Source organism: Pseudomonas sp. MWU12-3103b, assembly GCF_023100615.1.
GTDB lineage: Bacteria > Pseudomonadota > Gammaproteobacteria > Pseudomonadales > Pseudomonadaceae > Aquipseudomonas > Aquipseudomonas putida_A.
Map to the genome: position 1 here is coordinate 1 of NZ_JALMEY010000019.1, position 24,283 is coordinate 24,283.

At 59.4% G+C, this 24,283-nt stretch carries 24 protein-coding genes; 9 read left to right on the top strand and 15 right to left on the bottom strand.

What is annotated here, in order from left to right; translation table 11 throughout:
- Window positions 1-72: 72 nt before the first annotated feature.
- Genes M0808_RS24375 through M0808_RS24385 form a run of 3 tightly spaced genes read right to left on the bottom strand, consistent with a single transcriptional unit; the run spans window position 73 to window position 3,276 of the window.
- On the bottom strand, window positions 73-1,002 hold the full coding sequence (locus tag M0808_RS24375; RefSeq protein WP_247842736.1) for an alpha/beta hydrolase fold domain-containing protein: 930 nt from the start codon (window positions 1,000-1,002) through the stop codon (window positions 73-75).
- Between the two features lie 37 nt (window positions 1,003-1,039).
- On the bottom strand, window positions 1,040-2,296 hold the full coding sequence (locus tag M0808_RS24380) for an MFS transporter (protein WP_247842669.1): 1,257 nt from the start codon (window positions 2,294-2,296) through the stop codon (window positions 1,040-1,042).
- Between the two features lie 47 nt (window positions 2,297-2,343).
- On the bottom strand, window positions 2,344-3,276 hold the full coding sequence (locus M0808_RS24385) for a DMT family transporter (protein WP_240795652.1): 933 nt from the start codon (window positions 3,274-3,276) through the stop codon (window positions 2,344-2,346).
- A 99-nt stretch (window positions 3,277-3,375) separates the two neighbouring features.
- Here M0808_RS24385 and M0808_RS24390 point away from each other — a divergent pair, with 99 nt between their 5' ends.
- The gene (locus M0808_RS24390; protein WP_098968353.1) at window positions 3,376-4,242 is read left to right on the top strand and encodes a LysR substrate-binding domain-containing protein; all 867 of its coding nucleotides are present in this window, start codon (window positions 3,376-3,378) and stop codon (window positions 4,240-4,242) included.
- Between the two features lie 49 nt (window positions 4,243-4,291).
- Here M0808_RS24390 and proP read toward each other — a convergent pair whose 3' ends face one another.
- Entirely contained in the window at window positions 4,292-5,794 is a 1,503-nt protein-coding gene (gene proP / locus M0808_RS24395; RefSeq protein ID WP_027613786.1) for a glycine betaine/L-proline transporter ProP, read from the bottom strand.
- 230 nt (window positions 5,795-6,024) lie between these two features.
- Here proP and M0808_RS24400 point away from each other — a divergent pair, with 230 nt between their 5' ends.
- Together M0808_RS24400 and M0808_RS24405 are read left to right on the top strand one after the other, a co-directional pair.
- Entirely contained in the window at window positions 6,025-8,229 is a 2,205-nt protein-coding gene (locus M0808_RS24400) for an OsmC domain/YcaO domain-containing protein (protein ID WP_247842670.1), read from the top strand.
- Window positions 8,230-8,401: 172 nt separating this feature from the next.
- Window positions 8,402-8,566: a hypothetical protein gene (locus M0808_RS24405; protein WP_247842671.1), complete on the top strand. Its 165-nt coding sequence runs from the start codon at window positions 8,402-8,404 to the stop codon at window positions 8,564-8,566.
- Window positions 8,567-8,913: 347 nt separating this feature from the next.
- Here the strand turns inward: M0808_RS24405 and M0808_RS24410 are convergent, their stop codons facing one another.
- The gene (locus M0808_RS24410) at window positions 8,914-9,195 is read right to left on the bottom strand and encodes a hypothetical protein (protein WP_247842672.1); all 282 of its coding nucleotides are present in this window, start codon (window positions 9,193-9,195) and stop codon (window positions 8,914-8,916) included.
- 88 nt (window positions 9,196-9,283) lie between these two features.
- Here M0808_RS24410 and M0808_RS24415 point away from each other — a divergent pair, with 88 nt between their 5' ends.
- Window positions 9,284-9,772 (top strand): ATP-binding protein, encoded by a 489-nt coding sequence (locus M0808_RS24415; protein WP_247842673.1) that lies wholly within the window; start codon window positions 9,284-9,286, stop codon window positions 9,770-9,772.
- 103 nt (window positions 9,773-9,875) lie between these two features.
- On the opposite strand, the gene M0808_RS24420 is transcribed toward M0808_RS24415, so the two are convergent.
- Entirely contained in the window at window positions 9,876-10,115 is a 240-nt protein-coding gene (locus M0808_RS24420; protein WP_247842674.1) for a hypothetical protein, read from the bottom strand.
- Window positions 10,116-10,180: 65 nt separating this feature from the next.
- On the bottom strand, window positions 10,181-10,657 hold the full coding sequence (locus M0808_RS24425) for a hypothetical protein (protein WP_027613790.1): 477 nt from the start codon (window positions 10,655-10,657) through the stop codon (window positions 10,181-10,183).
- Window positions 10,658-10,977: 320 nt separating this feature from the next.
- Here M0808_RS24425 and M0808_RS24430 point away from each other — a divergent pair, with 320 nt between their 5' ends.
- A complete protein-coding gene (locus M0808_RS24430) occupies window positions 10,978-12,897 on the top strand; it encodes a tyrosine-protein phosphatase (protein WP_247842675.1) in 1,920 nt (639 codons plus the stop codon).
- 539 nt (window positions 12,898-13,436) lie between these two features.
- Here M0808_RS24430 and M0808_RS24435 read toward each other — a convergent pair.
- The 7 genes from M0808_RS24435 to M0808_RS24465 all read right to left on the bottom strand — a co-directional run bounded on the left by M0808_RS24435 (window position 13,437) and on the right by M0808_RS24465 (window position 19,698).
- On the bottom strand, window positions 13,437-14,411 hold the full coding sequence (locus M0808_RS24435) for an AraC family transcriptional regulator (RefSeq protein WP_210559170.1): 975 nt from the start codon (window positions 14,409-14,411) through the stop codon (window positions 13,437-13,439).
- Between the two features lie 1,093 nt (window positions 14,412-15,504).
- A complete protein-coding gene (locus M0808_RS24440; RefSeq protein ID WP_247842676.1) occupies window positions 15,505-16,233 on the bottom strand; it encodes a peptidoglycan recognition family protein in 729 nt (242 codons plus the stop codon).
- Window positions 16,233-16,775: a PAAR domain-containing protein gene (locus M0808_RS24445; RefSeq protein ID WP_247842677.1), complete on the bottom strand. Its 543-nt coding sequence runs from the start codon at window positions 16,773-16,775 to the stop codon at window positions 16,233-16,235. The genes M0808_RS24440 and M0808_RS24445 overlap by 1 nt, the downstream gene beginning before the upstream one ends.
- 214 nt (window positions 16,776-16,989) lie before the next feature.
- On the bottom strand, window positions 16,990-17,352 hold the full coding sequence (locus tag M0808_RS24450) for a hypothetical protein (RefSeq protein ID WP_247842678.1): 363 nt from the start codon (window positions 17,350-17,352) through the stop codon (window positions 16,990-16,992).
- Window positions 17,353-17,715: 363 nt separating this feature from the next.
- Window positions 17,716-18,186 carry a MaoC family dehydratase gene (locus M0808_RS24455; protein WP_247842679.1) on the bottom strand — a complete coding sequence of 157 codons (471 nt, stop codon included), beginning with the start codon at window positions 18,184-18,186 and terminating at the stop codon, window positions 17,716-17,718.
- 26 nt (window positions 18,187-18,212) lie between these two features.
- Complete coding sequence (gene panB, locus M0808_RS24460; protein WP_003224363.1) at window positions 18,213-19,055, bottom strand: 3-methyl-2-oxobutanoate hydroxymethyltransferase; 843 nt, start codon at window positions 19,053-19,055, stop codon at window positions 18,213-18,215.
- A 25-nt stretch (window positions 19,056-19,080) separates the two neighbouring features.
- Window positions 19,081-19,698 carry a LysE family translocator gene (locus tag M0808_RS24465; RefSeq protein ID WP_098968506.1) on the bottom strand — a complete coding sequence of 206 codons (618 nt, stop codon included), beginning with the start codon at window positions 19,696-19,698 and terminating at the stop codon, window positions 19,081-19,083.
- 179 nt (window positions 19,699-19,877) lie between these two features.
- On the opposite strand from M0808_RS24465, the gene M0808_RS24470 reads away from it, so the two are divergent.
- The 4 genes from M0808_RS24470 (at window position 19,878) to M0808_RS24485 (ending at window position 23,263) form a co-directional block, all read left to right on the top strand.
- A complete protein-coding gene (locus M0808_RS24470) occupies window positions 19,878-20,330 on the top strand; it encodes an Lrp/AsnC family transcriptional regulator (protein ID WP_045122414.1) in 453 nt (150 codons plus the stop codon).
- Between the two features lie 55 nt (window positions 20,331-20,385).
- Complete coding sequence (locus tag M0808_RS24475; RefSeq protein ID WP_098968368.1) at window positions 20,386-21,258, top strand: AraC family transcriptional regulator; 873 nt, start codon at window positions 20,386-20,388, stop codon at window positions 21,256-21,258.
- A 117-nt stretch (window positions 21,259-21,375) separates the two neighbouring features.
- Window positions 21,376-22,644, top strand: a complete 1,269-nt coding sequence (locus M0808_RS24480; protein ID WP_348773061.1) for a DUF1479 domain-containing protein — start codon at window positions 21,376-21,378, stop codon at window positions 22,642-22,644.
- Between the two features lie 367 nt (window positions 22,645-23,011).
- Window positions 23,012-23,263, top strand: coding sequence for a DUF2790 domain-containing protein (locus M0808_RS24485; protein ID WP_098968370.1), 252 nt, complete (start codon window positions 23,012-23,014; stop codon window positions 23,261-23,263).
- A 45-nt stretch (window positions 23,264-23,308) separates the two neighbouring features.
- On the opposite strand, the gene M0808_RS24490 is transcribed toward M0808_RS24485, so the two are convergent.
- Window positions 23,309-24,253 carry a LysR family transcriptional regulator gene (locus M0808_RS24490; protein WP_247842681.1) on the bottom strand — a complete coding sequence of 315 codons (945 nt, stop codon included), beginning with the start codon at window positions 24,251-24,253 and terminating at the stop codon, window positions 23,309-23,311.
- Window positions 24,254-24,283: the final 30 nt, after the last annotated feature.

Sequence of the window (24,283 nt, forward strand, 5' to 3'; positions counted from 1 at the left end):
GAAACCCCAATTGCGAAAGCAGTTGGGGTTTTGTTTTGCCCGCAGGAAATTATTTTCCTGCCAATACAGGCCCTAACTGCTTGTTTTTGCCCTGATCTGACGCGAAATCCAAGCCCGACTGTAGGCCAAAACACGACTAGCCATGGTGGTCGGAAAATGGATAAAGCCATGGGCGGACGAGGGCAGTAGATGGATTTCAACCGGTGCTGACCGTTGCCAGCGCTCAGCCAGTTCCAGCGTGTCATCGCGCAGCGGATCCAGTTCACCGGTGAACATCAACGCCGGTGGCAATCCGCTCAAGTCGCCGTACAGCGGAGACAGTGGCGCCTGCCGGCGTTCATCATCGCTCAATCCTGGAGTCAACAAGCGTAGCGCCTCGACCATTCCCGGGCCGTCGAGTACCAGCGTTTCAGCAGGTGCTGCGTGCACGCTTGGGGTGCCGGCGAGATCGTAAACGCCGTAATAGAGCAGGGCGCCGCTGACCCGCTGCAGCAGATCGGATGATGCTTTGAGCGCTAACAGGGTGGCAGCTGCCAGATGCGCGCCTGCCGATTCGCCGACAACGATTACCGGCAGGCCGACGAACTCCGTGCAATCATCGCTCAGCAGCCAGCGTGCGGCGCACAGACAATCCTGCATGAGATCCTCAACTGGCGTATTGACTGCCAACCGATAGTCGACCGATACCACCGCCACGTTGCATGCCTTGACCATGCCGATATTAAGGTCGTCGTTCATCCGTGCATTGCCGATCACCCAGCCGCCACCGTGGTAATCCAGCACCACACCTTGAGCCTTTCCTTGCGGGCGGATGATTCGGACGGGTACTGACACACCTTGCGAATACACCACAGTGTTTTGCGCATGAAGATCATGCTTGAGCGTTTTATCCGCGCTGACAATCTGACTGGCACGCAGCAATGCCTGGATCAAACGCGGCGTCAGCCGATTGCGGATGCGAAAACGCGGCAGCCAGGCGAGCTTGCGATTGAAGCGTTGCATCTGTGCCAGATCACTATCGCTGAACTCAAGCACATTCTTAGCCAAATCTTTCCTCCTCAGGTTGCAGCACCGGCTCAATATTCCCCACCCGCGGCAATGTCTCAGGTACCGCCAGCCACAACAGCACAAACGCCACTCCGGCAATCACCGCCAGGGTCAGAAATGCCGCGTTGTAACCGGCCTCCTGCAGCACAATGCCCGCCACGCTGGCACTCAATGCTGCGCCCAGACCAAACACCGTCGAGAGAGCGCCGAGGCTGATGTTGAAGTGTCCAGTGCCCAGCGTCAGGTCTTTCACTACCACCGGGAACAGCGCACCGAAGATCCCCGCGCCGACGCCGTCGAGCATCTGCACCGCTACCAACCAGTAAGGGTCGGCGGATAACGTATAAAGCACGCCACGCAGCGGCAGAATCAGGAAGCCTGCGAGTAGCAGCGGCTTGCGTCCCCACACATCGGCTTTGGCCCCGACCAGCAAGGCGACCGGCACCATGACCAGTTGTGCGGTAACGATACAGGCCGAGGTCAGTGGCGTCGCCATCTGCAAGTTGACCTGCGCCAGTTTCTGGCTCACCAGTGGCAGCATCGCTGCGTTGGCCAGGTGAAAGAGGGCGCAGCAGATGGCGAACATCAGCAGCGCCCTGTTGGTCAGCAACACCGCCAATCCCGAGGGCGCTTTATTGTGTGTAGTGTCGCTGGGGTCAAGGCCCCGGGCCAGATCATGGTTGATCGCGTTGGCATCGACGAAGCTCACGGCGATAACACTGCACAGCGCCATGACCGCCATCAGATAAAACACCGCCACCGGCCCGAACAGGTACGCGAATCCACCGGCCAGCAGCGCCGCGCAGGCGTTGCCGGCATGGTTGAAGGTCTCGTTGCGTCCGGTGCGTCGGGTGAACGCGCGCGGCCCGGTGATGCCCAGGGTGATCGCCGAAATGGCCGGAGCAAACACCGATGCCGCGGCGGCGCTCAGCGCTTGGGTGATCGCTACCAGACTGAAGGACGTCACGAAGGGCAACACCACGCAACTGCCGGTCACCAGTAACGCGGCAATCGCGATCACTGCTCGTTTACTGCGTGTGTTGTCGACCAGGGCACCGGCGGGCGTCTGGGTGACAAGGGCGGCAATGCCAGCGAGGGTCATCACCAGCCCGATGCTGGCCGGCTCCCAGTGATGAACGGCCAGCAGGTAAATGGCCAGATACGGCCCGAGACCATCGCGCACATCGGCGAGGAAGAAATTCAGGCTGTCCAGCGAGAGGTTGTTGCGACGATTGGTATGAGTGACCACGCTGGCATCTTCAATAAACGAGGTTCGGCGAAATGCCTCAACCTCCGCTAAGTCAGTGACTTGTCGCCAGCGGATTTAGTTTCCTGGCGAATGCCGACGGCACACACTTTTTCGCTCGGCGCTCGCCCCAGCAATGGCAACCCGACCAGGGTCAGACCGATACCGAGTAGCGCGCTGGCACTCAGCGGATCGTCGAACTGCATCCACGCCCACAACAATGTCACCGGTGGCGTCAGAAACAGCGCGCCACTGATGCGCTGTATGCTGAATTGCTGCAAGCACAGCCAATAAAATCCGTAGCCACCAAACGTCGAGAAGATCACCAGCCACAGCACGCCACTGACGAAATCCGCAGTGATGGGCGGGCGCAATTCACCCTCAAGGCCAGCCAGCAGCGCAAATACAGGAATCACCGCGCATACCTGAATGAACAGCGCCGTGGTGGCCGGTATTGCAATGCCCGGCCGGGCTTTCTCAAACAAGGTGGCCGCCGCCAGCGACAATACCGCCAGTAACGGTAAGCTGTAGGCCCACAACCCCGCACCGGCCCATTCGACACTCGCGGCGCTGGCCAGCAGCATGCCGATCACGCACAGCGCCACACCCAGCCATTGCCAGCCACGTGTGCGCTGGCCTGGGACGCTGCCGGCCAGCAGCACGATCGTCAGCGGCAACAGATTGGCAAACAGTGACGCAGTGCCAGGCGTGACGCCAAGTTGAATCGAGGCGGCAATCGGTCCGATGTAGCCACCCATCGCGAATAGCCCAAGCAGTGCCTGATGCCACATGTCCTTGCCGCGTAAACCACGCAAGCCGGCCCAGGCGAACGGCAGCAACAGCAATGCCGCCAATACAAAACGCCACAACGAGGCCAGGTATACGCTGCCCTGATCGGCGACGTAGCGATAGCCAATGAACCCCGAACTCCAGCTGACCACCATTGCCATCAGCAGTAAAAAACGAACAGGCATGACGTTCATCGCATGGCACCTGACAGAGGAATGAGTTCGATGATATGAATCAAGCACTGATGCATTCAAACGATACGATCCGCACCACTGATGCAGGAATTCTCAAGCATGGCCGAAGCCCTTGATATCGAACTGTTGCGCACCTTTCAGGCAATCGTGCGCTTCGGGCAATTTCTCGCCGCCGCGAGTTTCCTCAACAAGAGCCCGTCAGCGGTCAGCCTGCATGTGCGGCGTCTGGAAGCGCTGGCGGGCGGGCGCTTGCTGGAGCGCGATAACCAGACGGTCAACCTCACGCCACTGGGTCGACGCTTCGCCCTGCAGAGCGCCGATTTGCTACGCCATCACGATCAATTGCTGGCGAGTTTCAGCACGCCGCTGGCCAGCGGGCGGGTTCGCCTGGGGATTTCCGAGGAATACGCCGGCGCGGTCCTGGGCTGTACGTTGCCGCACCTGTCGGCAGATTTTCCGCACATCGAGCTGGAAGTCGAAACGGGTGCCAGCGGTCGGTTGAGTGCGCGTCTGGAACGCGGGCAACTGGATCTGGCGTTGCTGGTGGTCGTCGCAGACGCGCCGCCATCGACGCGTTGCGTAAGGATGCTGGGCCTGACCCAGCCCGTGTGGGTCGCCGCGCACAATTACACGCAGGATCTCACCCGGCCGGTACCGCTGGCCTTGCACGGCAAGGGTTGTCCCTATCGCAGCGTTGCCGTGGATGCATTGAGCGAGCAGGGACGCCGGTGGCGCGCAGTGATTGTCAGCGCCGGTGCCAGCGCGCTGGAAACAGCCATCGAGGCCGGACTGGCGGTGGGCATTGTTGATCGTGCGCAAGTGCGACCCGGCATGCGCGTGTTGAGCAGTGAGGAGGGGTTACCCGAGTTGCCGCTGCACGAGTTGCGCCTGATGCAGGCACCGGGTGAATTGAGTGAGGCGGGGGAGGTTCTGGTGCGCTTGATCGGTGACGGCTTCGTGTTGTGACGCGTTGAGCGACGGCGGCCTCCGGGCAGGGCCGCCGTCAGTCATTACATCAGTTGATGCGCGGATGCTGCTGCACCAACTCCTTGCGCTTGGCTTCCAGCTCGGCGATTTCGGCGTCGATGTCTTCGATTTTCTGCTCGATGTTGTCGTGGTGTTCCTTGAGCAGTTCCTTGGCTTCCTCAAGGTCCGACGCCGCCGGTGCAGCACCGCGCAGCGGTTTGTTGGCGGTCTCTTTCATGGTCACGCCGGTGATCAGGCCGACCACGGCAATCACCATCAGGTAGTAGGCCGGCATGTACAGGTTGTTGGTGCTTTCCACCAGCCAGGCCACGGCCGTCGGGGTCAGACCGGCGATCAACACCGAGACGTTGAACGCGGCGGCCAGCGCGCTGTAGCGGATGTGTGTGGGGAACATCGCCGGCAGGGTCGAAGCCATGACGCCGATGAAGAAGTTCAGCAATACCGCGAGGATCAGCAGGCCGGAGAAAATCAGGCCGATCTTGCCGCTGTTGATCAGCATGAACGCGGGGATCGCCAGCAGGAACAGACCGATGCTACCAACCACAATGAAGGGCTTGCGGCCGATCTTATCGCTGATAAAACCAATCGCCGGTTGCACGAACAGCATGCCGACCATGATCGCGATGATGATCAGCACACCACGGTTTTCGCTGTAGTGCAGGTTGTGCGACAGGTAGCTCGGCATGTAGGTCAGCAGCATGTAATAGGTGACGTTGGTCACCGCTACCACGCCAATGCAGGTCATCAGACTGCGCCAGTGTTTGGTCGCGACTTCCTTGAACGAGACCTTCGGCCCGCCCGCCAGACCTTCGCGGTCGCCTTCTTCGAGTTTCTCGACGTGCTGTTGAAACGCCGGCGTTTCTTCCAGCGCATGCCGCAGATAAAGGCCGATCATGCCCAGCGGCAGGGCGAGGAAGAACGGCAGACGCCAGCCCCATTCAAGGAATTTCTCTTCGCCGATGATCGTTGAAATCAGCACCACCACACCGGCGCCGAGGACGAAACCGGCAATCGAGCCGAAGTCCAGCCAACTGCCAAGGAAACCGCGCTTGCGGTCGGGCGCATATTCGGCGACGAAAATCGAGGCGCCGGTGTACTCACCGCCGACCGAGAAGCCCTGAGCCATTTTCGCCAGCAACAGCAGGATCGGCGCCCAGATGCCGATCGACTCATACGACGGTATCAGGCCGATGGCGAAGGTACTCAGCGACATGATCACGATGGTCGCGGCCAGCACTTTCTGCCGCCCGTATTTGTCGCCCAGCGCACCGAAGAACAGCCCGCCCAACGGACGGATCAGGAACGGCACCGAGAAGGTCGCCAGCGCTGCGATCATCTGCACGCCAGGATCGGCGCCGGGGAAGAATATCTTGCCCAGTGCATAGGCGACGAAGCCGTACACCCCGAAGTCGAACCATTCCATGGCGTTGCCCAGTGCGGCAGCGGTGATCGCCTTGCGCATCTTGGCGTCGTCGACAATCGTGATGTCTTTCAATCCGATGGGATTGACCTTGTTTTTCCTTGATTTCATGCGGGTCACTCATAGCTGAACGGATTCGATGCCATTGTTTTGCTGGCATGGGTTCTTTCCGTCAGATACAAGAAGACACGAAAAAATTCACTGCTCAGGGCATTTTTGTCGTTCGCACCCGCCAAGACGCAGCAGAGCCCACCCGGCGGCGATTACGCAAAAGCACAAGACGTCAGGCTGAAAACCCGGATAATGGCCGCCAATTCGTTTCTGCTCTCTGGTAAACCCGCATGGAAATCAAGGTCAACTTTCTCGACAACCTTCGACTTGAAGCCAAGTTCGACGACTTCACGGTGATCGCCGATCAGCCCATTCGCTACAAGGGCGATGGCTCGGCACCGGGGCCGTTCGACTACTTCCTGGCGTCGTCGGCCTTGTGCGCGGCTTACTTCGTGAAGCTGTACTGCGAAACGCGCAATATCCCGACCGAGAATATTCGCCTGTCGCAGAACAACATCGTCGACCCGGAAAACCGTTACAACCAGATCTTCAAGATCCAGGTCGAACTGCCGGCGGACATTTCCGAGAAAGATCGTCTGGGCATCCTGCGTTCGATTGATCGCTGCACGGTGAAGAAGGTTGTGCAGACCGGTCCCGAGTTTGTGATCGAGGAAGTCGAGAACCTCGACGCCGATGCGCAGGCCTTGTTGATTCCGCATTCGACTTCCGAAGCCGGCACCTACATTGCCGGTAAAGATCTGCCGCTGGAGCAGACCATCGCCAACATGTCGGGGATTCTCGCCGATCTGGGGATGAAGATCGAAATCGCCTCGTGGCGCAACATTGTGCCTAACGTATGGTCGCTGCACATCCGTGATGCGCATTCGCCCATGTGTTTCACCAACGGCAAAGGCGCGACCAAAGAGGGCGCGCTGGCCTCGGCACTGGGCGAGTTCATCGAGCGCCTGAACTGCAACTTCTTCTACAACGACCAGTTCTGGGGCGAGGACATCGCCACCGCCGAGTTCGTGCATTATCCGAACGAGCGCTGGTTCAAGCCGGGCCCGAAAGACGAGCTGCCGGCAGAGATTCTCGACCCATACTGCCTGGACATTTACAACCGCGACGGCGAGCTCAAAGGCTCGCACCTGTTCGACACCAACTCCGGCAACACCCAGCGCGGCATCTGCTCGCTGCCGTTCGTGCGCCAGTCGGATGGCGAGGTGGTGTACTTCCCGTCGAACCTGATCGAAAACCTGTTCCTGAGCAACGGCATGAGCGCCGGCAATACCTTGGCTGAAGCCCAGGTGCAATGTCTGTCGGAGATCTTCGAGCGCGCGGTCAAACGCGAAATTCTCGAAGGCGAGATGGCTTTGCCCGACGTGCCGCAGGAAGTGCTGGAGAAGTACCCAAGCATTCTCGCCGGGATCAACGGCCTGGAAGAGCAGGGCTTCCCGGTGCTGGTCAAGGACGCGTCGCTGGGCGGTGAATTCCCGGTGATGTGCGTGACCCTGATGAACCCGCGCACTGGCGGCGTGTTCGCCTCGTTCGGCGCGCACCCAAGCCTGGAAGTGGCGCTGGAACGCAGCCTGACCGAACTGCTGCAAGGCCGCAGTTTCGAAGGCTTGAACGATCTGCCGCAGCCGACATTCTCCGGCCAGGCAGTGACCGAACCGAACAACTTCGTCGAACACTTTATCGACTCCAGCGGTGTGGTGTCGTGGCGCTTCTTCAGTGCCAAGTCTGACTTCGAATTCGTCGAGTGGGACTTCTCAGGTCAAGGCGAAAACTCCAACGCCGAAGAAGCCGCAACCCTGTTCGGCATCCTTGAAGACATGGGCAAAGAAGCCTACATGGCGGTCTACGACGACCTCGGCGCCAATGCCTGCCGGATCCTGGTGCCGGACTACTCGGAAATCTATCCGGTGGACGACCTGATCTGGGACAATACCAACAAGGCCCTGCAATTCCGTGCCGACATCCTCAACCTGCACAGCCTGAGCAAGGTCGGTCTGCGCAACCTTGCTCAAGGCCTGGAAAACAGCGAGCTGGATGATTACACCGACATCACCACGCTGATCGGTATCGAGTTCGACGACAACACGCCGTGGGGCAAACTAACGATTCTGGAACTGCGCCTGCTGATCTACCTCGCCCTGCAGAAATTCGAACAGGCCAAGGATCTGGTCGAAGCCTTCCTGCAATACAACGACAACACCGTCGAACGCGGCTTGTTCTACCAAGCGGTGAACGTGTGCCTGGAAATGGAACTGGACGAGGATCTGGAACTGTCCGATTACGAGGCCAACTTCCGCCGCATGTTCGGCGACGAGCGCATGGACGCGGCGATCGGTTCGGTCAATGGCAGCGTGCGTTTCTACGGTCTGACGCCGACCAGCATGAAGCTCGAAGGGCTGGATCGTCACCTGCGTCTGATCGACAGCTACAAGAAGCTACACGCGGCGCGCGCCAATGCGGCGGGTTTGAATCGCTGATAGCAGACGGTCACTTCTGCTGAGTAAACCTGTCGTGAGGGGATTTATCCCCGATGGCGCGCAAAGTGGGCCGGGCTTCTTCAACCAATAGAGAAGCGGGCCTGCTACGCAGTCCATCGGGGATGAATCCCCTCACCACAAGTGATTATTGTGGGGACATGGAGATTCAAGGATGGAAGAGAAGGTCGTGAAGTCGAAGCGGCTCAACTTTCTGGTGGCTGACGTCGAGGTGGATTATGAAGGTGTCGGCGATTTCTACGATGTTGCCGGCAGTGGCAACGTCGGTGCATTGGCCGGCGTGCTGGAAGGTTTCAAGGAGGTTTACGGCGGGTTGTAGGTGGGCGGCAAAATGACTCTCACGAATACTGCTGTGTACTTGAACGCCAACGCCATGAACCGCATGGTTCAGGGCGGCACACTGGACGCCAATCCCGTCTCCGCCGCAAAACCTGCGGGAACCCGCCGCTAATTCTGAGTCCACTGCACAACCCCATGTGGGAGCGAGCCTGCTCGCGAAGAGGGCGTGTCAGTCGCCATCGCTTTGGCTGACAGATCGCATTCGCGAGCAAGCTCGCTCCCACATTGGATTTCTGGCAGCCGCCAATCCTGAGTCCACCCAATAACCCTGTGGGAGCTGGCTTGCCAGCGATAGGGCCGTTTCAGCCAACATCATTATCGGTGCCGTCAGCGCTTGCACTGCGCCTGCACCACCTGGCAAGTGTTCGGCGTCCCTCCGGAGCGGCTCGCATAACGCATGCAGTTATTCATCGATTTCTTGCGCGCCATGCTCAAGGTGTCGCCCCAGGCCAGACCGCCTTCGCCGGAAGTGGGCACGGCTTTGGCGTAGCAGTTCGAGCCGTTGGTGGCGTAGCGCTTGCTCGAACAGCCGGCCGTCAGCGCCATGGCAGTGGCGAGCAGGGTAAGTAGCACCCAGGACGAGCATTGGCGTGCGGTGATTGTGGTCATCTGGGTTCCTCGTTGGGTCATGCGCATCAATTGCCTCGCCGACAGGCGTTGGGCATTATCCAGCAATCGACATAAGGAAGCGTCCCCAATGCGTGCACCCACACTACACCTGATGTGCGGCAAGATCGCCTCGGGCAAATCGACACTGGCCCAATTACTGGCTGAGGAGCAGCGCGCGCTGGTGCTCAGTGAGGATCAGTGGCTGGTGCGGCTGTATCCGGAGCAGATCAAATCCGTTGCGGATTACCTTCGATGTGCGCGGCAGATTCGCGGCGTGCTGGGGCCGTTGGTGATCGATGTGCTTACCGCGGGAGTGAGTGTGGTGCTGGATTTTCCAGCCAATACCGTGGCGGATCGGCAGTGGCTGCGAGGGCTGGCGGATACTGCAAAAGTGCCGCATTGCCTGCACTATCTCGCGGTGGATGACGATACTTGCCGCGCCCGGCTACATGCACGCAATGCGCTGGCCGAACATGAGTTTGCGGCGTCGGATGCAGAGTTTGATTTGATCTCCAGCTACTTTCAGGTGCCGGAGTCGGGCGAGGAGCTGGAGATCGTCATGCACCGCAATCGCTAGCAGGCTAGCTCCCACGTTGGATCTCTGGCAGCCGCCAACCCTGAGCTCACCGCAAAAAACTGTGGGAGCTGGCTTGCCAGCGATAGGGCCGTGTCAGTCGCCATCACTTTGGCAGGCTCGCCCCAATCGCCAGCAGGCCAGTTCCCACAATGATTTCCACCGCCTGATCCACGGAGAGACTCGTGGTGTCGAGCCGAAGGATCGGCTGCGTCCAGGCCTCATATTCGTGATTCACAACAGAAAACCAACTCGGTGATGTCAGCCCCGTGACGTCTGATTGCCGCTGCTCAACCCGACGACGATGCTCACGTCGATCCGAGCAAATCACTTCGATGTTGAGCAACGGCGCACCCGAGCGAGCCGCGATGTCGGCCCACGTCGCGTGCAGAAGTGGATGAAGAACTTGACCTACAAAGCCCACATCCGAACCAGGGCAAATTGCAGATCCACAGTGACGCATGTCCGGCCATCCACCCATTCATCTTCGCGAAGGCGACGTCCGGTATTGGTTTCGCGCTCGCCTTTAGCGATGACCAGGACGAACAGGCGGGTAGGGCACTCGAAAGAGCGCAACCGATCAACATCGGCCCGCACCGACCAATCGCCTTCCAGGCACTTCGCCTGCGAGACATCGCCCAGGCATTTGATTTCGGCGACCATCCTCGGCGCGCCGTTGTCGTCCAATGAGTACAGGTCCGCTTTGCGTCGGTCGCCTATCGGCAGATCCGTCCAGATCTCGATCTCATCTTCGAACCAGGCTTGCAGACTGATCTGGGCTTGAATCCAATGCTCGCGGCAACTGTTGAGTTGCAGCACTTGCTCAAGATTCTTCTCCATGCCTTGAAAGGCGCGCTCGAACAAACCGAGCCATTGAGTGGTGTCCATTTCACATTTCCTGTGTCAGTCCATTTGGGGGAGGGATTATGGACGGAATCGCCTTCAACCGAAAACTCCACATTCATCACCGAACCCTGTAGGAGTGAGCCTGCTCGCGATAGCGGTATATCGCTGACATTTGCGTTGTCTGACACACCGCTATCGCGAGCAGGCTCACTCCTACAGTGGCTCTCCGGCAGATACGGACAAAAAACGCAGCCCACGGCCCAATCGCGCAGGCATTTGCGTGCGCAGTCGTTCTGTCATATTCAGTATCAGTTGATTGCAGATAGTAGCCAGCCCAACGCTAATTCCAATGAGGCTGCACTGTGTTTCAACGTCTTGTGTGTTCGCTGTCCGTTCTGAGCCTGTCCATCGCCGCCGCCCACGCCGCCGAGCCTGTGGTGCTCGACACGCCGCGCCTGCAAAGCATCGACAATTTTCGTGATGTCGCCGGCCTGACTACTGCGTATTCCACCGCCCACGACGGCACCATGCGTAGCGGCGTGTTTTACCGCTCCAACGCGATCACGCCGTCGGCAGCGGATCTGGCGACCCTCAACAGCCTCGGCATCAAAGCCGTCTACGACCTGCGCACGCCGAGCGAAATCGCCGGCACGCCGGACACGATGCTGACCGGCGCGACCTACCAGAACATCGACATCATCGGCAGCACCACCTCGGGTGCGAACATCACCACCGTGTCGTTCAAAAGCGCCGCCGACGCCATCGCCATGATGGAGCAGACCAACCGCGCCTTCGTCAGCGACGCCGGGATGCGCGGTCAATTCGGCAAGCTGTTCAACGAACTGGCTACCACCGACGGCGCACAATTGTTCCATTGCACCGCCGGCAAGGACCGCACCGGCTGGACCGCCGCCGTGCTGCAGAGCATCGCCGGGGTCGACAATGCGACCATCATGGCCAACTACCTGGCGACCAACGACTACACCGCCGCCCGCGTCGCCGCGACTCTTAAAGCAATGCCGCCAAGCATGGCTTCGGTGTACGCGCCGCTGCTCGGCGTGCAGGCCAGTTACCTCCAGGCCGGTCTGGATGAGGTCACCGCCGAATACGGCAGCATGGACAACTACCTCAAACAAGGCCTCGGCCTGTCCCAGGAAACCATCTACGTGTTGCGCGGCAAACTGGTCGAGTACAACAGCCTGCCGGGTCAGGCGGGGTTGATCGGCAACGCCGCTGCCGGTGCCCAATTGCTCCGCGAGTTGCAGAACACCAGCCTGTCCGGCACCTACAGCGCCTACAACTACTACCTGCAATCGGCGATCGACGCCGGCACCCTCGGCGGTGTCGAGTCCCAGGTCGGCGGCCAGGTTCACGCCGACGCCGCCAGCTACCTGCTGCGGCAGAACGCGTTGATCGAACAAGCCGCCGCACCGTACGCCAGTGGCACCGATCTGAAAGTCGGCCAATACCGCTTGTGGACCACCGCACTCGCCGGATACCTCGGCACCGACGGCTCGTCCCACGCCGAGAGCAGCAACGAACACAGTCAGGGCCTGATGGTTGGTATCACCCAGCGCTTCTCCGAACAACTCAGCGCACATGGCGGCTTCGGCTACAGCAAAGGCACTGTTGGCGGCGCGGGCGGCGAGGCCGATACCGATTTCACCTTCTTCAACCTCGGCGCGCGCTACGGCTTCACCAGCCTGGAACGCGGGCTGTTCGTCGACGCCAACGCCAGCGCCGGCTACGTCGATTACGACAGCAAACGCGAACTCGGTGGCGGCCTCGGCACCGCGAAGGGCGACACCCACGGCAACCTCACCGGCACCACGCTGGCGCTGGGTTACCGCGCGCCGGTCAACGGCATGATCCTCGAACCAAGCCTCGGCTTGCGCGTCAGCCACCTCGACCTCAAAGGCTTCAAAGAGAACGGCAGCGAACTGGCACTCGACGTCGACGACAACACCGCCACCCGCCGCAGTGCCGTCGCCAACCTCAACGTGGCGTTCGCCCCGGTAGCGATGGGCGCGTGGCAACTGGTGCCGGGCGTACGAGTCGGCTACGAACGCACCCTGGGCAACAACGACGTCAACAGCCAGGGCCACCTTCTGGGCCTCGACATCGAACAACGCGCCACCTTCGACAACCGCGACCAGTTCAGCGGCGGCGTCAACCTGATGGCAAGCCTCGGCGCGGTCAGCGTCGGCGCAGAAGTCGGTGCCAGCGGCGGCGGTGACAGCCACGGTTTCAGCGGCAGCCTCAAGGCCAGTTACGCGTTCTAAAGCAGGGACAACCGCGCAAGGTCAAGGACGACCACCATTGACAAAGCACCAGCAAAATATGGTGGAGCAGGGAACGGCCAACCCTGAGTCACCGCAAAAACTTGTGGGAGCGGGCTTGCTCGCGAAGAGGCCGTGTCAGTCACCATCACCTCGCCTGACCCACTGCATTCGCGAGCAAGCCCGCTCCCACATTCAGATCCCGGCCAGCCGCCAAACCTGAGCCCATCACATCAGTCGTGTCACCGACCAGCGCCAGTCTTGAGTCCACCAACTAACCCTGTGGGAGCGAGCTTGCTCGCGAAGGCGCCATGTCAGCCAACATCACCTTGGCTGACCCATCGCATTCGCGAGCAAGCCCGCTCCCACATTCAGATCCCCGCCAGCCGCCAAACCTGAGTCCAGCACATCAGCCGTGTCACCGACCAGCGCCAGTCTTGAGTCCACTGCATAACCCTGTGGGAGCGGGCTTGCTCGCGAAGGCGCCATGACAGCCAACATCACCATCAACTGATCCACCAGCATCCCCGCCGATAAACCAATCAACCCCGCCCTCTCAGATGCGCCGGACTCACCCCATACGCCTGCTGAAAATACTGACAAAACCGCCCGACATTACTGAAGCCAAAGCGCAACGCCACCTCCGTCACCGACGCCGAATGCCGCTGCCCCAGCGCCTCGAAAGCGCGCTCCAGCCGCACCTGCCGCTGATACGCCACAATCGACATCCCGACAAACTGCCGAAACCCATCCTGCAATGCGCGCTGACTGGCATTGCTCAACCGCGCCAACTCAACCCCACTCACCAACTGCTCGGGATGCGCCTGAATAAACTCCATCGCCAACTTCACATGCCGCGGCGCCACCCTCGGCGCCGGCTGGCGCAACGCCTCGGTAAAATTGTGCGGCCACGCCTCCAGCACCGCATCAATCAACATCTCGCGCAACCGCGACGGCATCAGCGTCCCGCTGTTGAGCAACAGATCAAACTCCGTCCCCGTCGCCAGATCAATCAACGCCTTGATCCCGCCAAACGCTGCCGAGTGCAGATCCACCACCGGCTCAAACACAATCTTCTGCACAACCGGCCGCCCCAACAACGCCGCCAACCGCTCAGTCAACTGCCCCCGATTCACCGAAATCCCGTGCTGCGCGTGATTGTCGAGAAACCGCATCGAGCGGATATCCGCCTTATCAATCGCCAACCCCACTTGCGCCACACCGACGGACTCGGTGCGGTGGTTGAACACAATCTTGCCCGCCGTGGGAATCACAAAAGTGATCTCGTCCTGCGGGTCGGGGAAGGTGACGGTGAAATCACCGTGGTAATGCATACGCCGGAAACTGACCCCGTCGTGCCGCCCGTAGACGCCGCCGATGATGATGTTGGAGGGGATCGGCGGGGTGTCGGCGTAGCGATTGCCGAAGAGCCGGGAGAAGAGGGCGCCGAAGTCTTCGGAGTGGAGGTTTTCGGAGCGGAGGATGATTTTTTGGCGGGGTGGGGCGACGGAGTACACCTTGGGGCACCTTTTGTTGGGGCTCTTAAGTAAGTGGGGAGGAGGCGCAGGGGAGGTTAGCAGGTTGGGGGTGACAGGTTTGTGACGGGAGATTGAGCCACTGGAGGCAGGTTTCCTTTCGACCAATAACCCCCAGGTATATCCAGCAGCAGTCAGATACTTCAGGTTGTTCTTGCTTAGGTTTTATCTAAGGCTTCTTAAATATCTGTTCTGTCATTTTCGTGGTTGGAATGATCAATGACTTTGTGTAATAGGTTTTATATCCATACGCAGTAATGCTTACCTTGCAGGGTATGAAAGCCTTATTGGCTAGTAGCGGTCGGACGGCTTCGTAATCATTCAGATCGAGTTGCGTCCCGTAGGGTCTAGCGTTGTAGAAAACAAGCTCTGAGGTGAAAGTGTAATTTGGTCTGGTTTGGCTGCTCGCATTCACCAGGCCTTCAGCCTTTATATTGATTGAATGCTTGGACGAAAAATCCATATCGCCGTCTAGTGAGCAGATCAGCGTTGGCGTGAGCTGATTAGAGTTCTCGAAATCATTGAATGCGCTAGCCAAATCTACTGTTGAAGTGAATTTCACAGTAAAAAGATTATTCGGTCCTAATTCGAAAGACGATAAAGTAAGGTCGGCGGGCGGGATGTTGGCTGTTTTTACACAGCCAGCGCAGAGAAGTAATGTCAGGTAAACGAAGCCGCGATATAGATTCATTGGCCGAAAATACCATTGATGGAATCAAAAATCAGATCGAGCGCTGATTTTGCTTCCTGAACAGGTTGAATGAACATCCAGTTATTCGGCTTGTCTTGTTTTATCTCTTTGCGCACATTTCAATTTCAGCTTGTGTTGACACTTTTGTGTCAATACCTAATCTGTATTTGCAATAGTCAATGATGTCCTGCCTTTGCTCGTTCGTGAGTTTTTCTACTCGACGGTAATTCCCATCGTTTGCATGGATGTTTGTAAATTTCACACGCATGCTTGGATCCTTCTTAATGAAGAAAACTCGATTGAACTCACCATCAGATACTTCGTTATAGAAGCCCACGTTCAGGATGATTAAAAGCGAGACCAATCCTGCAAATATAAAATATTTCATTCCGCGCCTGGCTTCGGTGGTGGTAGAAGTCCGGTCTTGGTGCGGATGTTTCTGACAAGCTCCATGCCAATGTTGCCGGGACAGATTTTTCCTTCACTGACTTGGCCGGGGTACTCCCGGTGGCCGCCAAAATTCTTGATCAGAAAAACGCCTTTAAGCACTTTGATCAAGCGCAGTAAAGAGTCAATCTGTGCCGCAGGTATGACGTTTGTTGTGCTGACCCCGAAGTACTCCAGGGTTTCCCTGCCTTTCGCAACGATGTCTCCGCCTTCCTCTGCAGTAGTCAGGTTTTCCAGAAGCACTATCCCGATCACGCCTGTGTTGAATAGGTGAACGTTCGACCCTAGAAATCTGATGTCACGTCCTTCGAGAACCGTTCCGTCGCATGCGATTCCATAGTGGTAGCCGATATCATCAAAGCCGTTGCCCATGTGGTGGGATTGAACGCCTTTCATTTGCTTGCTTCCGCCAGGAGTACATTCGTATGAGCGCCCGGCATGGTGCAGAGCAATCATTGAATAATCCCAATCCTTTTCCATGTCAGGTTTGGCCTTGGCCGCTCCCCAACTGGAGCGTTCGGTAAAGATGCCGCCTTCCTTTCGGATATTTTGAATGATCGCCTCGCGTGTCGCCGCACGATCATCGACTTTTACCGGGATAGGGCACATGAACTCGCCGGGCTTGATTTTTTGAGCGGTCGCTTTCGTTGAGAAGTTGTCAGCCATTACTGCCCCTCCGACAGTTCGTCGAGTGTTCTTGCCGGAGCATTAAATATGACGTGCAGAGAGATTTTTGAGTCTTTCGATGGCGCCTTCACGTGAGCAACTCCATTTGCGTCCGTGACGCCCGTGACTTTTACCCCGTCGATGGTTGCAACAAAATCCCTGAGTGCCAATGGCTCACCGGTCTCGCTATTGAGCACGCTGAATGATTGACCAAAGGTATTAGGCAGGACTAACGGAAGTGGAGGCGTAAACGGCGCGGGAGTATGTGAGTTGCCAATGATTACGGTACCGGAGCCACTGATGACATTGTTGCCATGGGCTCCCGTGCTACCCAAGGTTGCTGCGGGCAAGCCATTGATGAGAACCGTGGAGGCGACGTTTCCGACAATTGCGCTCCCACATGCGCTCTTGTCAGTTTGTCGGGCGGCAGCCAAGCCATCGAAGAAAACGTCAGGAGACCCGGAGGCTATTGGATTGACTCCATGCCCTGGTAGTGGGCAGGACGTGGGATCGGTAATACGAGCGGCAGGTTTGCCCGACATCTTGAACATCCTTGTAGAAGTAACGGCAGTCGAAGTCTGGCATAGAGGCAGGCTGCAAACCATAGCAGGGCGATCTTGAGCTTTCGGAGCGAGATGTTGGGAATCTGAGAATTCGCCTATCGGTTCGTCCTGAAGGCAGATGCCTAACGCGTTCCTGTTTCTGGTTAGTCCCTCCGTGGCGGCCTATTTAACGCCGCCATGGAGAGAGCGTTCGTTATGCCATCGGCACAACATTATCCAACGCCTGATTCACCGCCAGTTCCCCCAGCATCACCACCTGCGCAATGCCCAGCAGCGGCTTGCGAATCGGCCCCTCCACCAGCGCGGCCACATCCCCCAACATCACCGTCGCCGAACCCAGCGATTCACTGGCGTTCGCCAGCAGTTCCTCGGTGGCGATTTTGGGGTTGGCGAGGAACATGGCGTTGGGTGTGTAGGGCATGGCCATGATTTGGCTGGCGGGGTTCAGGTAATGGTCGAGGGCGCGTTCGGCGGCTTCGCTGAGTTTTCGGGAATCGGGAGATTCGTAGGGGGAGACCGTTTCGGTTTCGGGCGGGTTTGGTGTGACTTTGAACATGGTGACGCTCCATATGTGGCTAAGGGAACCATCACATTCGCTACCAAACGAGGGTGGTGGCCATTACGAAGGTTGGTAGACCGGCACACATGGAAAAACCGGCGCGCTCGAAAGCGCCCTGCGCATGGCCACCATTAAGACAGGCGCCGGAAGGCATCTGCGTAAGGTGACGTTTTGCGCCATGTGTGAAACCGGGCTACCAAACCCGATCGCTGCTTTTCAGCGACCGACCCACGATAGAACCCGCACTCTGGGCGCACAAGCCGGCGGATTCTGGCGTAGTCGTAGGCAATGGCGCAAGGCGTTGTAGCCTCGGGGACGTAACACCGGGTGTCGTATAAACAACGCTGTTTAAACACGTCATCACGCGCCATTGGTAGGGTCGCCCTCGGCCAACATGTGTTTCATGTATTCGCGCTCGGGTGCGCCGGGCAGGACGCCGGTGGTGGTGGCTTCGAGCACGGTGATGTGTTGTTCGTTGACGACGCTGACTTCAGCTGTTGCGTGGCCTCGCTCGTCGATGCCGGTGATGAGCCAGTGGCAGGTGATGGTTTCGCCGGGATAGACGGGGCGTTTGAACTGGAGATTCATGCCGGTGGCGAGCCAGCCGATCTGGCCGCCGATTTCGGTCATCAGGCTGGCCGTTAGCAGGCCGTGGGCGATTGGCGCTTTGAATGCTCGCAGTTGCGCATAGTGCGCGTCGCAGTGGACGGGGTTGTAGTCGCGGGACAGTTGCGCGAAGTGATGGACGTCGTCGGGTGTGAAACGGCGGACGACGTTGAAGCGGTCGCCCACCTTGAGGCCGTCGGCGGCGCGTTGTCTCGGGGTTTGCATGGGGGCCTCCTGCTGCTGGCGGTTGGTTAAAAGGTGTGTTCGGGGCCGGGGAAGGTGCCGGCCTGTACGTCGTCGGCGAAGTCTCTGGCCGCCGTTTGCAGGACGCTGCGCAGGTCGGCGTACTGTTTGACGAAGCGCGGCAGACGTCCCTGGCGCAGGCCGGCCATGTCTTGCCAGACCAGCACTTGCGCGTCGCACTGATTGCCGGCGCCGATGCCCACAGTGGGGATCGCCACCGCTTGAGTGATCGCTGCGCCAACGTCGCCGGGCACCATTTCGATCAGCAGGGCGAACGCGCCGGCGGCTTCCAGCGCTTTGGCGCTGTCGATCAGGCGCTGCCCGTCTTCGCCCCGACCTTGTACACGATAGCCGCCCAATTGATGTTCCATCTGCGGGGTGAAACCGATGTGGGCCATGACCGGGATGCCCGAGACGCTGAGCTTGGCGATGTGTGGCAGCAATTCGACACCGCCCTCGATCTTCACCGCATGGGCGCCAGCCTCCTTCATGAAACGCACGGCGGTTTGCAGGCATTGTTCGGGTGAAACCTGGTACGAGCCGAAGGGCAGGTCGGCGATGACCAAGGCCCGCCGGGTTGATCGGGTGACGGCGCGCACCAGCGGGAGCAGTTCGTCGACGGTCACGGCCAAGGTCGAGTCGTTGCCAAACACGTTGTTGGACGCTGAGTCGCCGACCAGCAGGACGGGAATGCCGGCGTCCTCGAAAATTACTGCGCTGTACATGTCGTACGCGGTCAGCATCGCCCATTTGCGCCCTTCGACTTTCATCTGTTTGAGCTGCGGGATGCGCAGGCGTGTTGCCGGCTTGGTTAGGGCAGTGGTGTCGTAGGGTGAGGTGTGTTCGGTCATTGGCAGATCTCGTCAGGAGGAAGAATCAGGCGTGCAGCTGTTCGATCAGCAGCCCCAGCGCAATCGCAATCATGATCAGCCCTGAAACTCGACTGACCCTGCGTGCCGCTGCAGGCCGGGCGCGCAGTACCACCTGTGAGCCAAACCCGACCAGCAGATAGATCACCGCGCAACTGGCGGTATGCACCAGGCCGAGCGCGACCATTTGCAGCGGCACGGGCCACGGCGCGCCGGCGTCGGTGAATTGCGGCAACAGGGCGAGAAACAGCAAGAACACTTTCGGGTTGAGCCCGCTCACGCAAAGACCCTTCAAGGCCCAGCGCGCCCATGAGTCGCTGGTCTGGCTCGCTGCGGCGTGCGGAGTGGAAGGGCGGGCGAACAGATTGGCGCCCAGCCACAGCAGGTAACCGGCGCCGGCTACGGTCAGTGCTGTCAGGGCCAGCGGATGTCCGGCGATCAGCGTGCCTACCCCGGCCGCCACAATCAGCGTCGCGAGTAAGTGCCCGGACAGCAGACCGCCCACGGCGGGGAGTACGACGCGGTGCTTCAAGCCTGCGGAAATCGCGTAGGCCCAGTCGGCGCCGGGGGTGATCACAAACAGAATCGATACCGCCCAGAAAGCGGCGAATACGCTGAAGGTCATGGCGTCACCCATGGCCGTTGACGTGGCGTTGCTTTGCTCATGTTGGTTTTCCATCAATCAAGTGCCGCGCCGGTTGCAGCGGTGCGGCAGTTTTTGGTTGAGGGAGAATAAGCAAACTCGGCTAGAATATTTTTCCAAAGATGGTCGTCATGGCGCATCAGATTAGAAGGTTTTATTGCGTGGACAGAACTGATCGGAAGATTCTTGCTGAGCTGCAAAAGGATGGTCGGCTGTCGGTCACCGAACTGGCCGATCGCGTGGGCCTGAGCCTTTCACCCTGCCACCGCCGCGTGCGGGCGCTGGAAGAGTCCGGGGTGCTGCTCGGCTACCGGGCAAAACTCGACCCCGCCGCGCTGGGCCTGAACTTTTCCGCGATGGTCTTCGCCACGTTGCGCGAAGGCGACCGGCAAGCGGTGGAGGCGTTCGAGGCGGCGCTGGTGGAGATTCCGCAGGTGGTGGATGCGCAACGGTTGTTCGGCGAACCGGATTATTTGCTGCACGTCATCGCTCAGGATTTGCCAGCGTTTCAGCGCCTGTATGACGAGTGCCTTTCGACTTTGCCGAATGTGCAGCGGCTGACCTCGACGCTGGTGATGAAGCGCGTGGTGCAGGATCGACCGTTGCCGTTGTAAACAGAGTGATACGATCGGGGCGTGCCTCCCACGCCACAGAGCAGAATCGTCCACCATGAAACCCAGTTTCGAAAAAATCCCCACCGAAGCCACTGCCTCCTGGACGCTGCTGAACCGGCGCCTGCCAGGGGCAATTCCGTTTGAGTGGCACCACCACCCCGAGTACGAACTGACGCTGACCTTGAACAGTCGTGGCCATCGCTATATCGGCAATGACGTCGCGGCTTACGATGACGGCGATCTGATTCTGGTCGGGCCGAATGTGCCGCATAGCTGGTCGTCGGCGGAGCGGGTCGACGCCGGGCAACCGCATGTGGCGTTGGTGATCTGGTTTTCGGCGGCGTGGGCGGAGTCGCTGGTGACGTTGTTTCCGGAGATGGGGTCGCTGCGGCAATTACTTGTGGCGGCGCGGCAGGCGTTGAGTTTCAGTGCGGCAGCGTCGCGGGAGATTCGGCCGCTGATCGAGGCGATGGTTGAGCAGGAGCCGGCCGAGCGTTTGATCGCGCTGTTGACCGTGTTGAGCAAACTGACGCGGGATGTCGATGCCAGGCGAATCCTCTCTGCGTCGGACTCGCAGGCTGGCAGCCAGATTGTTGAAGACCCGCGCATCCACCGGGTTCTGGATTATTTGCATGGTCACTACGCCCAGGCCATCAGCATTCCAGCGTTGGCCGAGATGGCGTGCGTCAGTGTGTCGGCGTTCCATCGGATGTTCCGCCGTCATACGCGCTGCACGGCGTTGGACTACATCGTACGGCTAAGAGTCGGACACGCCTGTGCGTTGTTGATGCAGGGGAATACGACGGTTTCGCTGATTGCCGACGAAGTAGGGTACTCGTCGCTGGCGCTGTTCAATCGGCAGTTCAAGGCGTTGAAGGGGCTGACGCCTTCGGAGTTTCGTCGTCAGCACGGTCATCACTTTCAGTAAGCAGCGCGCCGCTACAACGCCACAATCGTATTACTTGACGCGGCAAATCAGGCTGCCGCCGACACCATCGGAAGTGGTCCCATACCTGCACCAACAACAAGGTCTGCAGGTCCCCCGATGAGCAAATACCAGGCATTCGAGAGCGCAACGCTTCCGGAGAATTACCGCGAAAGTATCGTCAAAATGAAACGCACCTTGCGCGCGCAGATCGGCGATGTGCAGGGGCTGTTTGCCGAGGTCAGTGAGTTTATTGCCGGCGAGATTGCGTCGATCAAAGCCCAGGAGGCGCAGACCGGGTCGGGCTGGCCGGTGCTGGAGTTCGCTGACATCGCCGCTGGCACAGTGACTGCCGAGCAACTGGCGTTGATCAAGCGTCGCGGTTGCGTGGTGATCCGCAATCACTTCCCCCGCGAGCAGGTGTTGCAGTGGGACCAGGGGTTACTGGATTACCTCGACAAGAACCGGTTCGATGCGTTTTACCGTGGGCCGGCCGACCAGTTTTTCGGCAATCTTGAGGCGTCGCGGCCGGAGATTTTTCCGATCTATTGGTCGGCGGCGCAAATGCAGTTGCGCCAGCATGAGCGGATGGGCACGGCGCAGGCGTTTCTCAATCGGTTGTGGAAGACTCATTCGCACGGTCAGGACTGGTTCAATCCGGACATCAACGCGCTGTATCCGGATCGGGTACGTCGGCGTCCGCCGGGCACGCACTCGAAAGGCCTTGGCCCGCACACCGATTCCGGGGCGCTGGAGCGCTGGCTGCATCCGGCGTATTTGAAGGTCTTCGACAAAATCTACAGCAACGACTTCGCGGCCTACGACCCGTGGGATGCGGCGTTTCGTACCGAGGTGGATGAATACGCCTACAAGGACACGGTGAAGTGTTCGGCGTTTCGCACGTTTCAGGGCTGGACTGCGCTGTCGGACATGCAGGCCGATCAAGGCGTGCTGCACACCCTGCCGATCCCCACGGCGATGGCGTACCTGCTGCTGCGGCCGCTGCTCGATGACGTGCCCGAAGACGAGTTGTGTGGGGTGGCGCCGGGCAAGGTGCTGCCGGTATCGCGGCAATGGCATCCGCTGCTGATCGAGGGGCTAAGTCCGATTCCGGATGTGCAGGCCGGCGATTCGGTTTGGTGGCATTGCGATGTGATCCATAGCGTCGCGCCGGTGGAGAATCAGCAGGGCTGGGGCAACGTGATGTACGTGCCGGCGGCGCCGATGTGTGCGAAGAATCTGCGCTATGCGCGGGATGTGTTCAGGGCGTTTGAGCGGGGTGCTTCGCCGGATGATTTTCCGCGGGAGGATTATGAGCGCTCGTGGGTGGAGCGTTTTGCTGTGGAGAGTCTGAATTCGATGGGGCGTGCGGGGCTTGGGCTGGAGTAGGTATTTGGAAATTGCGGCCGATTCGCGGCCCCTTCGGACGGTGTGATGTTTCGTTAAACCTTTCGCCATGGGTGTTGTGTTGTCTGATCGCTGGCGGTGGTCTCGGGTAGTTTGTTGGTTGAGCTGGCGCCTTCGCGAGCAAGCCCGCTCCCACAATGGTCTTGCGGTGTTCGCGAATGTGGTGGCGGGCACAAAACCTGTGGGAGTGAGCCTGCTCGCGAAAAGGGCACCCACGGTGTCTGGACTTATTCATCACCATTCTGGACACAGTGTTTGTCCAGCCGACCGATTTTTGCCGTGCGCTTGAACCCCTAACATCGTCTCCACTCCGTGAACAAACACGGTTCCCCACGAGACGGTGAACATCATGAAACTTGCAAAAATCGCTCTTCTTCTGGCCCTAGGCGGTATCGGCGCGCAAGCCTTTGCGGCGGATGAAACCGCACAAGTCGAGGCGTACAACTCCGCCAGCCAACTCGACATCGCTCACGTGGTGTCGATCTCCGACACTGCCAATCAGTGCGGCGCGGTGCCGGTGCAGATGACTTATGACGACTCAACCGGCGCGCAACACGTCGTGCAATACCAAGTGATGGGCAGCGGTTGCTCTAACGGTTAATGGTCGATGCCGGTGCTGGAGGGTCGACACTCCAGGTCTGCGGCACTAAGCATCAGCGAGTTGCTTGGCCCCAGCCATGTCTTCATCCGATGCCAACAGTTGCGGGATGGCGGTTTTCAGGAACTCCACCCAGGTCTTGATTTTGGCGTCGACGAATTTGCGCGACGGGTAGATCGCGAACAGGTTGTATTCCTCCAGGCGGTACTGCGGCAGTACCCGCACCAGTGTTCCTCCGACCAATCCTTCGACGGCTGATGCCAGCGGCTGAATGCCGATGCCCATGCCATTTCTGATCGCCGTGGCCATGCCGTCGGCGGTGTTGATGTGGAACGGCGAGTCGGGGATATTCTGGGTTTCCATGCCTTGTGGCCCTTCGAACACCCAGTTTTCTGCGGGCATCACCGTGTTGACGATGCGCAGGCAGTCGTGCGCGGCGAGGTCGGCGGGTGTGGCGGGGTGGCCGCGTTTGGCCAGGTACGACGGCGAGGCGCAAAGGATGCTGTAAGTGGTGCCCAGGCGTTGCGCGATGAAGCCGGAATCGGGCAGGTCGCGGGCTAGCACGATGGACATGTCGTAGCTTTCTTCCAGCAGGTCGGGCAGGCGATTGCTCAGGGTCAGGTCGAACATCACCGTCGGATGAATCTCGCGGTAGCGGGCGATCGCATTGATCACATAGTGGTTGCCGATGGCGGCCATGGCGTGGATCTTCAGACGCCCGACCGGCAAGGTCTGGGCGGTGCCGGCTTCGTCATCGGCCTCGCGCAGGTCATCGAGAATTTTCTCGGCGCGCTGCAAATAACGCACGCCGGCTTCGGTTAGGGCGAGGCGGCGGGTGGTGCGGTTGATCAGGCGCGTGTGCAGCCGGGCTTCGAGGCTGGAGACGGCTTTGGAGACGTTGGTCGTGGTGGTGTCGAGCACATCGGCCGCGGCGGTGAAGCTGCCGCTCTGGGCCACGGCGACGAAGCAGCGCAGGGTCTGAATGACGTCCATCGTTGTTGTTGGCTCTGTGGCTGGGATGGC